This is a genomic window from Mycobacterium vicinigordonae, from assembly GCF_013466425.1.
GTDB classification, from domain to species: domain Bacteria; phylum Actinomycetota; class Actinomycetes; order Mycobacteriales; family Mycobacteriaceae; genus Mycobacterium; species Mycobacterium vicinigordonae.
In genome coordinates, this window is sequence record NZ_CP059165.1 from 1,678,605 (window position 1) to 1,691,270 (window position 12,666).

Genomic DNA, 12,666 nt, shown 5'->3' on the forward strand with positions numbered 1-12,666 from the left:
AGGGCATGAAGCCCTGGCGGCGTGGGACCTTTGGCCCTGCTCGGAGCGACTCTCACCGGGCAATACTGGATTTCATGGACTGCTGGTGCCGCGATGACAACAGGAATTGACAACGAACTGGTCGACCGCGCCGATGTCGAGGCGCTGCTGCACCGGTTCTATGCCCGTGCCCTGGCCGACGGCGCCCTGTACGAATCCTTCGCCGACCTGCGCGCGACCGGACTCGATGCGCACATTCCGACCATGGCCGATTTCTGGGAGACCGTACTGTTTCGCGCCGGGCTCTACCACGGCAGCGCGCTGAACGTGCATCGCGATATCCATCTCCGGACACCGCTGACTGCAAATCATTTCGCCCGTTGGCTGACGCTGTGGTGTGAAACAGTCGACGAGATGTACTCTGGGCCCGCGGCCGAGCGGGCCAAGATTCAGGCCGGCCGGATCGCCTGGGCGATGCATCGCCGCCTCAACGGCTTCGATGCGCCCGAACTCGACGCCCTGCTTGTGCGCTGATACCCGCTTTGATACTTAGGCGACCGTCTCGGTACCGTCGGGTTCCGGGCCGAAAACGAAACGGCGGCCGGTAATGTCGGTGGCGGTGATGCGAACGTAATTGGGCTTGCGCGTCGCGATCCACGGGTAGAGCCCCGCCCGGTCGGCCTCCTGGATCTCAGCGTCGCTCTTCAACAGCTGCGCGCGTCCTCGCACGATCACACTCCAGCCTTCGGCGACGTTGTGGTCGTCGGCCTCGAAGAGCACGGTGTGGTTTCCCACGGCCGAGAACAGTTTGGTGCCTTCGGCCGTGCGGAACAGGACGCTGTTGCCCTGCACGACATAGTTGACCGGGAAGATCTCCGGCTCGCCGGCAAAGTTGGTCACCAGGCGCCCCAGCGCAGCGGTGCCCAGCAGGCCCCAACTCTCATTTGCTGACAGGACGGTGAACGGCTCGTCGGTCATCGGCTCAACCTATCTTGTATCTGGCGGATCTCAAGCACGGCATCGAGCGGTCGTCGTGGTGTGGGCGGGGCGGGGGATTCCATCGGCGGGGCAATTCCGACCCGAATCAGGGCCTGCGGCTCACCACTCCCGCCGATCAGCCTGCGCACGATGTCGCGGCCTTGTTCGGTTTCGATCAAATGGGTCAGTGTGCAGGTCGCCATGCCGGCCATGGTGCATTCCAGCAGTACCGTCGAGAGCACCTCGCCGCACCGCAGTACGTCAGCCGCGGTGTCCTGGGGAGTCGACAGCACAACGATTTTCGACCAGTCCGCGGCGATCTCGGGGCGTCTGTCCTGGTGGCCCCGGACCGGGAAGTCGCGGCCCACGCCAACCCGTAGGCTTTCGGTGTCGGAGGCCAGTGCGGACGGCGGCACGCCTTCGGACAAGACGAATGGCGAAGTCCACCAATCTAGTTCGGCGTGATAGGACGGATCGTCAACACGCAACGACGCGGTAAGTCGCGACGCGTCGGCTAGTTGTCGTCGGTGGTGATCGGCGAGCACGTCGATGGTGGCGACGTCGCCGCCGACCGTGTTGCGCAGGGTTGGCTCGAACCAGTCCCAGAATGCGGGTCGGTCCAGCGGCAGCCGATCGGTTCGACGGTGCAGAATCGCCTTGGCGCGATTGCGCTGTACCCGCATGATGTGATCGGTCGGTGTGAAGTCGACAGTGGCCAGATGGCCGGCATTGCCGGGGTTGGGAAAGCGGGTGGTGTGCGAGTCCCAGCCGAGGGCTTGCATCGCGATGCGCAGATGGTCGAGTACGGCACCGCAGCTGATGAGCGTTTCGCGGCCGGAATGGTCTGTGGCAGGCACGGTTCGGCAACGATCGACGAACAGATGAATTGCATCGCCCTCGGCCACGAACTTCCAGGGCTGGCTATTGTGCACCGACGGCGCCCGGCCGGCCAGCCGGATGGCGGTCCGCAGGACCTCTGTGTCCATGCCGATGACCATACGAAGGCCGGTCGCGGGACGATAGGGGCTTTGGTCATCACGTCAAACGCGTTGTGCCGAACTGGATCTGGATCGCGGCACGGTCGCGTGGATCAGTTGGATCTGCGAAAGCCGCGTCGTCGCGCTTGCATTGTGCTGCTGACCTGGCATTCTGAACGGATGGCAGGCAAGGAAATCGACCCGATCCGGGCCAAGAGTGCGCTGGCGGTGATCAGGCAGAACCCGGGGATCGTGTTGTTCGCGGCCTCACCGCTGATCGCGCTGGTGGCCCTCACCTGGATTTTCGCCGGCACTGGCTGGGGCATTCTGTTGGCGCTGGTGTTGGTGGTTGCCGCCGGCGCCGTCGTCCTGCTCAAGCGCTGACACCGCCGACATGCGTTCGTGGTGGGGCTGGGGGACGCTTGAGGGTGCCCTCACCGAGGAGGAGACAAGAGATCTGGTGGCGCGCGTGGCGGCGATGTTGCCCGGCCACGACCTAACCGACCATCGGCCGCCAGATCCGGCCGCGCTCGGCCTGCCCGGACCGCGGATCACCCCGCCGTCGACGCTGGCCGCGCTGTGCTCACCGCAGATCGTCGATCGGGCCGGCCACGCCCGCGGCAAGGCGTTCCGCGATGTGGCGCGCAACCTGCAAGGCCGCCTGAATCATTTGCCCGATCTGGTCGTGCGGCCAAGGCGCGAGCAGGAAGTCGTCGATGTGTTGGATTGGTGTGCGCGCGAACGGATTCCGGTCATCCCGTACGGCGGCGGCAGTTCGGTGGTGGGTGGGGTGGAGCCGCGCTTCGAGGAACCCGCCGTCACGCTGGATATCAGCGCGATGAGCGCGGTGGTCGAAGTCGACCAGGTCAGCCGCGCCGCGCGGATTCAGGCGGGCGCGCTCGGCCCGTGGATCGAAGACCAACTACGCCGGCACGACCTGACGTTGCGGCACTTTCCGCAGTCGTTCGCATTCTCCAGCCTCGGCGGCTGGTTGGCCACCCGTGCCGGCGGACACTTCGCCACCCTGTACACCCACATCGACGACCTGACCGAGTCAGTGCGCGTAGTCACGCCCACCGGAATCAGCGAGTCGCGACGACTGCCCGGATCGGGCGCGGGCCCGTCCCCGGACCGGCTGTTCATCGGCTCGGAAGGCACCCTCGGCGTGATCACCGAGGCGTGGATGCGGCTGCAGAACCGGCCGCGCTGGCAGGTCACTGCGTCGGTGGCGTTCGACAACTGGAGCGCGGCGGTCGCCGCCACCCGGACCGTCGCGCAAGCGGGCCTGTTTCCGGCGAACTGCCGGTTGCTCGATCCGGCCGAGGCTTTCCTCAATGCCGGCACTCCGGTCACCGGCGGGTTACTGGTGCTGGCTTTCGAATCCGCGGACCACCCGATCGACCCGTGGCTCAACCGGGCGTTGGAGATCGCCGCCGAACACGGAGGTAATGTCATTGCGCGCCGCAGCCGAGACGCCGCGGGCGACAACGCCGAACGGGACGCCGGCGATGCCTCGGAGAATTGGCGCTCGGCGTTTCTGCGGATGCCCTATCAGCGGGATGCGTTGGCGCGCCGCGGCGTCATCGCCGAGACCTTCGAAACCGCTTGCACCTGGCACGGATTCGACGATCTGCATGCCGCGGTGACCGACGCCGCCCAGGCCGCGATCAAGAGGGTATGCGGCACCGGCGTGGTGACTTGCCGGTTCACCCACGTTTACCCCGACGGCCCGGCGCCTTATTACGGCATCTACGCCGCGGGCCGGTGGGGCTCCCTGGACGCGCAGTGGGACGAGATGAAAGCGGCTGTCTCCGAAGCGATCAGCACCACCGGTGGCACCATCACCCATCACCACGCCGTGGGCCGCGACCACCGTCCCTGGTACGACCGGCAACGTCCGGGCCCGTTCGCGGCGGCGCTGCGCGCCGTCAAGCACACTCTGGACCCGTCCGGGATCCTCAATCCCGGAGTGCTTTTCGATCCGTGATCAGCCGTGCCCGACATGCAGCAGCCGGGCCAGGCTGGGCAGCTTCACCCGCGGGCGCCCGTGCGGCTCCCCGGCCGCCCGCTCGAAACTGTCGATGACCTCCCAGTGCGCCGAGGTGATCACCCTGGGCTGACGTTCGCTCAACCAACTGGCGAGCTGGTCGCGGTGATCGCCGGCGAATTCGGGCAGATTGCCCTGCGCGGCCGCAGCGGCCAGGTCGGCGAGCAACGTGTCCACCGTTTCCTGCGAGTCGGACTTATTGGTGCCGATCACTCCGGTCGGTCCGCGCTTAATCCAGCCGACGACATATTCGTTGCGGCTATCTCGGATCCGGCCGTCGGTGTGCGGGATGGTGCCGCGCTTGTCGTCGAACGGCAACCCGGGAGTGGGTGTGCCGCGATAGCCGACGGAGCGGACCACCAGCTGAACGGGAAGCTCTTCGCGCTCACCGGTGTCTTTGGCTGAGACCCAACCGGTTTCGTCGGTGACCAACTCATTGCGGCCCAGCACAATGCTCTCGACGCGGTCGGTGCCTTTGATTTCGATTGGAGATGTCAAGAAGCGGAACACGATTCGCCGATGGCCGGGCCGCGGCTCGCGTTCCGTATAGCCGCGCAGCACCTTGATATTCTGCTTGGTGGTCTTGCCGGCAGCCTCCGCGTCCTCGTCGGTGATGCCGTCGAATTGAGCCGGGTCGACGATCACGTCGACGCCTTCGAGCTCACCGAGCTCGCGCAGTTCCAGCGTGGTGAAAGCCGTCTGCAACGGGCCGCGCCGCCCGATGATCACCACCTCGTCGACCCCTTTGGGGCGCAGCGACTCCAGCGCGTGATCGGCGATATCGGTCTGGCCCAACACATCAGGATCCGTGACCAGAATCCGCGCGACGTCGATGGCCACGTTGCCGTTGCCGACGACCACCGCCCGCGCCCCGGACAGGTTCGGGGTTTTTTCCTCGAAGTGCGGGTGCGCGTTGTACCAGCCGACAAAGTCGACTGCGGAGATACTGCCCGGGAGGTCCTCTCCGGGAATGTTCAACGGCTTGTCGGACTGGGCGCCCACGGCATAGATCACCGCGTCGTACTTCGCGGCCAGTTCACCGGCCTCGACGTGCTCGCCTACCACCACGTTGCCGAAGAAGCGGAACCGCTCGTCGGCTGCGGTCTTCTCGAACTGTTTGCTGATCGACTTGATCTTGGGATGATCGGGGGCGACACCGGACCGAACCAGACCCCACGGCGTAGGCAGCATCTCCAGCATGTCGACGGCCACCTCGACGTCGTCGGCGGCGTCGGCGGCCTTGAGCAGGGAAGCGGCGGCGAAGAATCCTGACGGACCGGAGCCGACGATCGCAACGTGATAGGGACGCATCTCGCGCTTTCTGTTCGTGCCCGGCTGCGGCGCAAGGGGGCTGAGCCTGGGCTGAGCGTCGCAGTCGTGCGGTGCACTGGTCTCCTGATGCTAGACCGCCGTGCCGGTAACGTTGTCGCCTGTGGAACCTGACCGTCAAGCCGATATCGCCGCCCTCGACTCCACTCTGACCACGGTTGAGCGGGTGCTAGACGTGGCGGGTCTGAAGAGCCGGATCGAGCAACTCGAGCAGCAGGCGTCCGACCCGAACCTGTGGGACGACCAGACTCACGCGCAGAAAGTAACCAGCGAGTTGTCCCACACGCAGGGGGAGCTGCGCCGCATCGAGGAGTTGCGGCAGCGCCTCGACGATCTGCCGGTGCTCTACGAACTGGCCGAGGAAGAGGATGGGCCGGCCGCCGAGTCCGCGCGCGCCGAGGCCGACGCCGAACTCAAGGCGTTGCGCGCCGACATCGAAGCCACCGAAGTGCGGACTTTGCTCTCCGGCGAGTACGACGAACGTGAGGCATTGGTCACAATTCGCTCAGGAGCGGGCGGAGTCGACGCCGCCGACTGGGCCGAGATGCTGATGCGGATGTACATCCGCTGGGCTGAGCAGCACAAATACGGCGTCGAGGTATTCGACACGTCCTACGCCGAAGAAGCCGGGATCAAAAGCGCCACCTTCGCCGTGCACGCACCATTCGCCTACGGCACATTGTCGGTCGAACAGGGCACCCACCGGCTGGTGCGGATCAGCCCGTTCGACAACCAAAGCCGACGGCAGACGTCGTTCGCGGAGGTCGAAGTGCTGCCCGTGGTGGAGACCACCGACCACATCGAAATCCCCGAGGGAGACATTCGCGTCGACGTCTACCGCTCCAGCGGCCCCGGCGGCCAATCGGTCAACACCACCGACTCGGCGGTTCGACTCACGCATATCCCGACCGGTATTGTCGTTACTTGCCAGAACGAGAAGTCGCAACTGCAGAACAAAGTTTCGGCGTTACGAGTGCTTCAGGCAAAGTTGTTGGAGCGCAAGCGTTCCGAGGAGCGCGCGGAGCTGGATGCCTTGAAAGGCGACGGCGGCAGCTCCTGGGGCAACCAGATGCGGTCCTATGTACTGCACCCCTATCAGATGGTCAAAGATCTGCGCACCGAGTACGAGGTGGGCAATCCTGCGGCTGTCTTGGACGGAGACATCGACGGGTTCCTGGAGGCAGGGATCAGGTGGCGCAACCGAAAAGATGACGATTAATACAACGTATTCAGCCATGAGCCTCGCCACGGCGGCGCAGCGCTGGCACGACTTCTGGCGCGGCCACATCGGGGAGTGGATCCTCACTCGGGGCCTGCGGGTCGCCATGCTGATCATCGCCGCGATGCTGGCCGCCCGGTTCGTCAACTGGGTGGCCCAACGGGTAACCCGCCAACTCGACGAGGGTTTCGCCGAAAGCGACGCACTGGTGCGCTCGGAGGCGACCAAGCACCGGCAGGCGGTCGCGTCGGTGATCTCGTGGGTATCGATCGTTCTGATCTCGATCGTGGTGATCATGCAGATCGCCGACGTGCTGCAGTTTTCCGTCGGTGGCCTCGTCGCGCCGGCCACTGTATTAGGTGCGGCACTCGGTTTCGGTGCCCAACAGCTGGTGAAGGACCTACTTTCGGGCTTTTTCATCATCGTCGAGAAGCAGTACGGCTTCGGTGACCTGGTATCGCTGACCGTGTCGGGGATCGCGGCCGAAGCGCGGGGCACCGTGGAGAACGTGACCTTGCGGGTCACTCGGCTGCGCTCCTCGGACGGCGAGCTGTACACCATTCCCAACGGCTCGATCGTCAAAACCATCAACCTGTCCAAGGACTGGGCACGCGCCGTGGTGGACATCCCGGTGTCGACCAACGCCGACCTCAACCGAGTCAATGAGGTGTTGCACCAGGAATGCGAGCGCGCCCTGGACAACCCGCTGCTGGGGGAACTGCTACTGGACGCACCCACTGTGATGGGGGTGGAGAGCATCGAGATCAACACCGTCACCCTGCGGCTGGTGGCCCGCACGCTGCCGGGCAAGCAGTTCGAGGCCGGTCGCCAACTACGGGTGCTGGTCATCCGGGCGCTCGCCCGGGCAGGAATCGTCACCGCTGCGGATGCGACGGTCGGGGTCGTCGACGACGCCGGGATCAGTGACCCCAGCGAGGTGACCGAACCCGAGAAGGCCGCGGATCAGGTGAAGCAGCGATGAAACTCGACCTGAACCTGCTGCACAAGCCCCGTCCAAAAGAAGAGCGGCGCACACCCCTTCACCTGTTCGGCGGCCGCATCCGTACCTCGACGATCGTGTTGATCGTGCTGTTCTTCGCGCTGTGGTGGACCTACGACACTTACCGCCCGGAGCCAGCGACGGCACCCAGCAACACGCCGCAACTCGTGCCGCCCGGCTACGTGCCGGACCCCAACTACACCTGGGTGCCGCGAACCCGGGTGCAGCAGCGACCGCAGGACACGCCCACCTACACGCCGACCCGGACGTCGACGCCGACGACCACCCCGCCGCCGCCCCCACCGACGACGACCACCACCACGCCGGCGTTCCCGCCGCCGTTGCCGTGTCTGCTGCCGCCGCCGTTCTGTCCAGCGACGTCTTCGCCGTCTCCGAGCCCGACTGAACTGCCCCAGCAACCGCTGCCTGGGCAGGCCCCAACGCCCACGTCCACGCCACCCGGACGCTGACTTTCGCGCGGTGCTCAGACACACCGCTACACTGGCGTGCCGTGATGATTGCCCTGGAACATGTCACCAAGCAGTACAAATCGTCGGCGCGTCCGGCCTTGGATGACATCAACGTCAAGATCGACAAGGGTGAGTTCGTCTTCCTCATCGGTCCATCGGGTTCGGGCAAGTCGACGTTCATGCGGCTGCTTCTGGCGGCGGAGACACCGACGTCCGGTGACATCCGGGTGTCGAAGTTCCATGTCAACAAGCTGCGCGGCCGTAATGTGCCCAAGTTGCGGCAGGTGATGGGCTGCGTCTTCCAGGACTTCCGGTTGCTCCAACAGAAGTCTGTGTACGACAACGTCGCGTTCGCGCTGGAGGTCATCGGCCGGCGCGCCGACACCATCAACAGGGTGGTGCCGGAAGTGCTTGAGACGGTGGGTCTGTCGGGCAAGGCCAACCGGCTGCCTCATGAGCTGTCCGGCGGCGAGCAGCAGCGGGTGGCGATCGCCCGCGCGTACGTCAACAAGCCGTTGGTGCTGCTGGCCGACGAGCCCACCGGCAACCTGGACCCGGACACCAGTAAGGACATCATGGATTTGTTGGAGAAAATCAACCGCATCGGCGGGACGACGGTCCTGATGGCCACCCACGACCACAACATCGTGGACGCGATGCGCCAACGTGTGGTCGAGTTGTCGCTGGGCAGACTGGTTCGCGACGAGCAGGGTGGCGTCTACGGGATGGATCGCTAAGTGCGCTTCGGATTTCTGGTCAACGAGGTTCTTACGGGGCTTCGCCGCAATGTCACCATGACGATCGCGATGATCCTCACGACGGCGATCTCGATCGGTCTGTTCGGCGGCGGTCTGCTGATGGTTCGGCTCGCCGACAAATCGCGGGCCATCTATCTGGACCGCGTCGAGACGCAGGTGTTCCTCACCGAGGACATCTCGGCCAACGACCCCGACTGCAGCGGTGCGGTGTGTAAGGCGCTGCGCAACAAGATCGAGAGCCGGCAGGACGTCAAGGCGGTGCGGTTCGTCAACCAGGAAGCCGCCTACACCTCGGCGATGAAGAAGTTCCCGGAGTTCAAGGAATACGCCGGCAAGGACTCCTTTCCGGCGTCGTTCATCGTCAAACTCAACAGTCCCGACCAGCACACCGAATTCGCCGCTGCGATGGAGGGCCAGCCCGGCGTGCGCGGCACCCTCAACGAGAAACAGCTGATCGACCGGCTGTTCGCGGTGTTGGACGGCTTGAGTAATGCTGCGTTCGCGGTGGCGCTGGTACAGGCGATCGGGGCCGTCCTGCTGATCGCCAACATGGTGCAGGTAGCCGCCTATACGCGAAGAACCGAGATCGGCATCATGCGATTAGTGGGCGCCAGCCGCTGGTATACCCAGTTGCCGTTCCTGGTGGAGGCGGTGTTCGCCGCGACGATCGGGGTGGTGATTGCGATCCTGGGCTTGATCGCGGTGCGCGCGTGGTTCCTCGAAGACGCGCTAAGCGAGTTCTACAACGCCCACCTGATCGCCCGAGTGGACTACGGTGACATCTTCTTCCCGGTATCGCTGATCCTGCTGGCACTGGGGGTGGCGATGTCGGGGTTGACGGCCTACACCACGCTGCGCCTCTACATACGGCGGTAGCCATGGCCCAAAAGTCGCAGTCCAAGCGACGTGCCGACGGCAGGCAGATCATCGCCAGTAACCGCAAGGCCCGGCACAACTACTCGATCCTTGAGGTGTTCGAGGCTGGCGTGGCGCTGCAGGGGACCGAGGTGAAAAGCCTCCGTGAGGGGCATGCGTCGCTGGTCGATGCGTTCGCCACGGTTGACGACGGCGAGATCTGGCTCCGCAACGTACACATCCCGGAATACCGGCATGGCAGCTGGACGAACCACGAGCCGCGGCGCAATCGCAAGCTGCTGCTGCACCGGCGCCAGATCGACACGCTGATCGGCAAGATCCGCGAGGGCAACTACGCACTGGTGCCGTTGTCGATGTATTTCTTCGAGGGCAAGGTCAAGGTTGAGTTGGCGCTGGGGCGGGGCAAGCAGGCGCACGACAAACGTCAGGACATGGCCAAGCGGGACGCGCAGCGTGAGGTGGTCCGCGAGCTGGGCCGACGGGCCAAGGGGATGGGTTCATGACCGTTCACGACGGCGGGCCTACTATCCGAGCATGGCCGACCGACCTCTGACCCTGCTCGACAAGTCCGACGTGCTCGGTGGTCTTTTCGCCGTGTGGGACGACCTGGACACGCTGCTGAACGGCGTGGCCGAGACGCAGTGGCGGGCGCCGAGCGCGCTGGCCGGCTGGGACGTCAAGGCTGTGGTGTCGCACATCGTCGGCACCGAGTCCTTCCTTTCCGGTGTTCCGGCGCCAGAACCAGACGTCGACGTCAAGGCCCTCGACCATGTGCGCAACGACATCGGCGCCTTAAACGAGTGCTGGGTGCGTCACCTGCGCGGAGAACCCGGAGTGCAGGTACTGCAGCGGTTCCGCGACGTGACCGCGGCTCGACGCCAGGTTCTTCAGAACATGTCCGAGGATGAGTGGAACGCGCAGTCCTTCACCCCCGCGGGCCCGGACAGCTACGGACGGTTCATGCGGATCCGGGTGTTCGACTGCTGGATGCACGAGCAGGACATTCGGGTGGGACTGCGGCGGCCACCTGCGGATGAGGAACTGGACGGACCGGCGGCACGGCTGTCGCTCGACGAGATTGCGGGCTCCATGGGGTTCGTGGTCGGCAAGCTCGGCAAAGCCCCTGAGGGCTCGCGGGTGCTGTTGGACCTCACCGGCCCTCTGGCGCGTTCGGTGCGGGTCAGCGTCGATGGTCGCGCCCGGGTAGTCGACGACTTCGGTGACGCCGAGCCGACCGCGACGATCCGGGTGGATGCGTTGCAGTTCACCCGCCTGGCTGGCGGGCGGCCCCTGTGCCCGGCGCGCAGTCAGGACGTGGAGCTGCAGGGTGACCGGGACGTGGCGGCACGGATCGTCGAGAACTTGAATTTCGTTATCTGACAGCTTCTTTCGCGAAGCGGCGGTTGTCCCTCTACCGAGTGGGTGCGATGCCAGCGGGATATCTCACAACATTGCCGCACATGTTGGGCTTGCGGAATTGGTGGGTAGTCGATCTAACAGGGCCCGCCATTGGCGTCACCGCCACAAGTCAACATTTGGAGGTTACAACCGTAATGACTGCAACGGATACAACCAGACTGCTTGCGCAGCTGCGAACCCTGCTCGATCTGACCAACACCGAAATCCAGATCGCCGAAACCCGCGTCGCCCAGGCACGCACTGAGGCAGTACGCCGTGAACTGCAGCAAAACGCCGGCAACGGGCGTGAGCGTGCGGAAGCAATCGAAGGTGCGATCCGCGATCTGGGCGGATTCCCCGATGTCATCGGGCCGCTGCTGGGGCGCGCTGCCGCGGTCGTCAAAGCGCTAACCGAGCAGGCGCAACCGTTCGACGAGGCGCTGCTGGGTGACCTTGCACTTGAGGATCAGCTTCTGGACCGCGCGCGATACGCCAAGGCGCTGGCCGTCGCCGCGAAGGCCAAAAACATCGAGAACTTGGCGGATCGTCTGATCACCGCGCACTCGGCCACAGTCGATTGGCTGACCACGGTGCTCGCCGAAGACGCGCTCGGCGGTCCGGCAGCACTGCGCCGCACACCCCTGCAAGCCGCCGCCGGTACTGCGGTGAAGCTGGTCAACCTGCCGGTCAATTGGTCGGTCCGCGGTCTCGACAAGGCCTTCGAAGCACTCCGTTCTGCCGGACCGACGCTGAACGAACTGGTCGAACGCAGCGGCAACGCCACCGAGATCGCCGCGAAGGCGCTGACCGCGTCCCGCGACGCCGCGCTCGAGGCCGCAGAAAAAGTGACGCGCCGTGAGGGCGCTGACCGGGCGGCCGACGTGCTGCATTACGGGCGCACCGCAGCCGGTGTGCTGGACGCCGCCGAACTTCCCATCGCCGACTACGACGAACTCAATGTCAGTGACGCGATCGCGGCGGTAAAGGAGCTTGAAGCTCCCGAGGACCTGCGGGCGATCATCGCCTACGAAGAGGCCCACAAGAACCGCCAGCGCATCGTCTCGGCGGCTCAGACTCGGGTGGCAGCCATCGCCCAGGAAGTCGTCGGCATCAGCTAAGCGGCCCCGCTCGTGTGTCCCGGGCCGTACGGGGCGCACGAGCCCTTGGGAACAAAAACGCGTTGCCACCGGTTGTGCGCGGCGTACCATGAGTTGTCCTGCCGGAAATCGGCAGGGATGCGAGGGGCTGAACGGTTTCGACTTCGCGCATCGAATCAAGGGAAGCGTGCCGGTGCAGGCAAGAGACCACCGTAAGCGTCGATGCAACCAATTAAGCGCCGATTCACATCAGCGCGACTACGCTCTCGCTGCCTAAGCGACAGCTAGTCTGTCGGACCGGGAACGCCCTCGCCCCGGACCCCGGCATCAGCTAGAGGGATCAACCGATGAGTTCGGTCGCGGGGCTCATCGGGACACTAACAGCGACTGGGATCGTCATCCTGGCTTGTTCGCGTGACCAGGAGATCCGAGTAGAGGCATAGCGAACTGCGCACGGAGAAGCCTTGAGGGAATGCCGTAGGACCCGGGTTCGATTCCCGGCAGCTCCACCAGTAGTACCCAGATAACTTCATATTCG

Annotated in this window: 14 protein-coding genes and 1 other RNA gene; 12 read left to right on the forward strand and 3 right to left on the reverse strand. The window is 65.0% G+C overall.

From position 1 onward, the window contains the following. Positions 1–93: 93 nt before the first annotated feature. Positions 94–513 (forward strand): group III truncated hemoglobin, encoded by a 420-nt coding sequence (locus H0P51_RS07485; RefSeq protein WP_180917332.1) that lies wholly within the window; start codon positions 94–96, stop codon positions 511–513. Between the two features lie 15 nt (positions 514–528). Here the strand turns inward: H0P51_RS07485 and H0P51_RS07490 are convergent, their stop codons facing one another. Both H0P51_RS07490 and H0P51_RS07495 read right to left on the reverse strand, forming a co-directional pair. After that, entirely contained in the window at positions 529–957 is a 429-nt protein-coding gene (locus H0P51_RS07490; protein ID WP_180917333.1) for a pyridoxamine 5'-phosphate oxidase family protein, read from the reverse strand. After that, on the reverse strand, positions 954–1,943 hold the full coding sequence (locus H0P51_RS07495; protein ID WP_180917334.1) for an Acg family FMN-binding oxidoreductase: 990 nt from the start codon (positions 1,941–1,943) through the stop codon (positions 954–956). Before H0P51_RS07495 ends, H0P51_RS07490 begins: the two co-directional genes overlap by 4 nt. Before the next feature lie 171 nt (positions 1,944–2,114). Here H0P51_RS07495 and H0P51_RS07500 point away from each other — a divergent pair, with 171 nt between their 5' ends. Together H0P51_RS07500 and H0P51_RS07505 are read left to right on the forward strand one after the other, a co-directional pair. Continuing rightward, positions 2,115–2,318 carry a hypothetical protein gene (locus tag H0P51_RS07500; protein ID WP_180917335.1) on the forward strand — a complete coding sequence of 68 codons (204 nt, stop codon included), beginning with the start codon at positions 2,115–2,117 and terminating at the stop codon, positions 2,316–2,318. A 10-nt stretch (positions 2,319–2,328) separates the two neighbouring features. Next, a complete protein-coding gene (locus tag H0P51_RS07505) occupies positions 2,329–3,921 on the forward strand; it encodes an FAD-binding oxidoreductase (RefSeq protein ID WP_180917336.1) in 1,593 nt (530 codons plus the stop codon). Here H0P51_RS07505 and H0P51_RS07510 read toward each other — a convergent pair whose 3' ends face one another. Further along, a complete protein-coding gene (locus H0P51_RS07510) occupies positions 3,922–5,292 on the reverse strand; it encodes an FAD-dependent oxidoreductase (RefSeq protein ID WP_180917337.1) in 1,371 nt (456 codons plus the stop codon). Positions 5,293–5,413: 121 nt separating this feature from the next. Between H0P51_RS07510 and prfB the strand changes: the two genes are divergently transcribed. From prfB to ssrA, 9 genes are all read left to right on the forward strand, one after another. After that, on the forward strand, positions 5,414–6,529 hold the full coding sequence (gene prfB, locus H0P51_RS07515) for a peptide chain release factor 2 (protein ID WP_180917338.1): 1,116 nt from the start codon (positions 5,414–5,416) through the stop codon (positions 6,527–6,529). After that, positions 6,519–7,511 carry a mechanosensitive ion channel family protein gene (locus tag H0P51_RS07520; RefSeq protein ID WP_425488970.1) on the forward strand — a complete coding sequence of 331 codons (993 nt, stop codon included), beginning with the start codon at positions 6,519–6,521 and terminating at the stop codon, positions 7,509–7,511. Before prfB ends, H0P51_RS07520 begins: the two co-directional genes overlap by 11 nt. Continuing rightward, a complete protein-coding gene (locus H0P51_RS07525) occupies positions 7,508–7,999 on the forward strand; it encodes an Rv3103c family proline-rich protein (RefSeq protein ID WP_180917340.1) in 492 nt (163 codons plus the stop codon). Before H0P51_RS07520 ends, H0P51_RS07525 begins: the two co-directional genes overlap by 4 nt. Before the next feature lie 44 nt (positions 8,000–8,043). After that, positions 8,044–8,736, forward strand: coding sequence for a cell division ATP-binding protein FtsE (gene ftsE / locus H0P51_RS07530; protein WP_180918807.1), 693 nt, complete (start codon positions 8,044–8,046; stop codon positions 8,734–8,736). Then, the gene (gene ftsX, locus H0P51_RS07535) at positions 8,737–9,633 is read left to right on the forward strand and encodes a permease-like cell division protein FtsX (protein ID WP_180917341.1); all 897 of its coding nucleotides are present in this window, start codon (positions 8,737–8,739) and stop codon (positions 9,631–9,633) included. A gap of 2 nt (positions 9,634–9,635) precedes the next feature. After that, positions 9,636–10,136 (forward strand): SsrA-binding protein SmpB, encoded by a 501-nt coding sequence (gene smpB, locus H0P51_RS07540; protein WP_180917342.1) that lies wholly within the window; start codon positions 9,636–9,638, stop codon positions 10,134–10,136. 31 nt (positions 10,137–10,167) lie between these two features. Continuing rightward, on the forward strand, positions 10,168–11,013 hold the full coding sequence (locus H0P51_RS07545; protein ID WP_180917343.1) for a maleylpyruvate isomerase family mycothiol-dependent enzyme: 846 nt from the start codon (positions 10,168–10,170) through the stop codon (positions 11,011–11,013). A gap of 173 nt (positions 11,014–11,186) precedes the next feature. Further along, positions 11,187–12,149: a coiled-coil domain-containing protein gene (locus H0P51_RS07550; protein ID WP_180917344.1), complete on the forward strand. Its 963-nt coding sequence runs from the start codon at positions 11,187–11,189 to the stop codon at positions 12,147–12,149. A gap of 123 nt (positions 12,150–12,272) precedes the next feature. Then, positions 12,273–12,640, forward strand: a transfer-messenger RNA (tmRNA) gene (gene ssrA / locus H0P51_RS07555). The last annotated feature ends 26 nt before the right edge of the window (positions 12,641–12,666 follow it).

What these genes read in the sequence shown, in the direction of transcription:
- H0P51_RS07485 (WP_180917332.1), top strand. Translation starts at nt 94, where the DNA reads ATGACAACAGGAATTGACAACGAACTGGTCGACCGCGCCGATGTCGAG.
- H0P51_RS07490 (WP_180917333.1), bottom strand. Translation starts at nt 957, where the DNA reads ATGACCGACGAGCCGTTCACCGTCCTGTCAGCAAATGAGAGTTGGGGC.
- H0P51_RS07495 (WP_180917334.1), bottom strand. Translation starts at nt 1,943, where the DNA reads ATGGACACAGAGGTCCTGCGGACCGCCATCCGGCTGGCCGGCCGGGCG.
- H0P51_RS07500 (WP_180917335.1), top strand. Translation starts at nt 2,115, where the DNA reads ATGGCAGGCAAGGAAATCGACCCGATCCGGGCCAAGAGTGCGCTGGCG.
- H0P51_RS07505 (WP_180917336.1), top strand. Translation starts at nt 2,329, where the DNA reads ATGCGTTCGTGGTGGGGCTGGGGGACGCTTGAGGGTGCCCTCACCGAG.
- H0P51_RS07510 (WP_180917337.1), bottom strand. Translation starts at nt 5,292, where the DNA reads ATGCGTCCCTATCACGTTGCGATCGTCGGCTCCGGTCCGTCAGGATTC.
- H0P51_RS07520 (WP_425488970.1), top strand. Translation starts at nt 6,519, where the DNA reads ATGACGATTAATACAACGTATTCAGCCATGAGCCTCGCCACGGCGGCG.
- H0P51_RS07525 (WP_180917340.1), top strand. Translation starts at nt 7,508, where the DNA reads ATGAAACTCGACCTGAACCTGCTGCACAAGCCCCGTCCAAAAGAAGAG.
- ftsE (WP_180918807.1), top strand. Translation starts at nt 8,044, where the DNA reads ATGATTGCCCTGGAACATGTCACCAAGCAGTACAAATCGTCGGCGCGT.
- smpB (WP_180917342.1), top strand. Translation starts at nt 9,636, where the DNA reads ATGGCCCAAAAGTCGCAGTCCAAGCGACGTGCCGACGGCAGGCAGATC.
- H0P51_RS07545 (WP_180917343.1), top strand. Translation starts at nt 10,168, where the DNA reads ATGGCCGACCGACCTCTGACCCTGCTCGACAAGTCCGACGTGCTCGGT.
- H0P51_RS07550 (WP_180917344.1), top strand. Translation starts at nt 11,187, where the DNA reads ATGACTGCAACGGATACAACCAGACTGCTTGCGCAGCTGCGAACCCTG.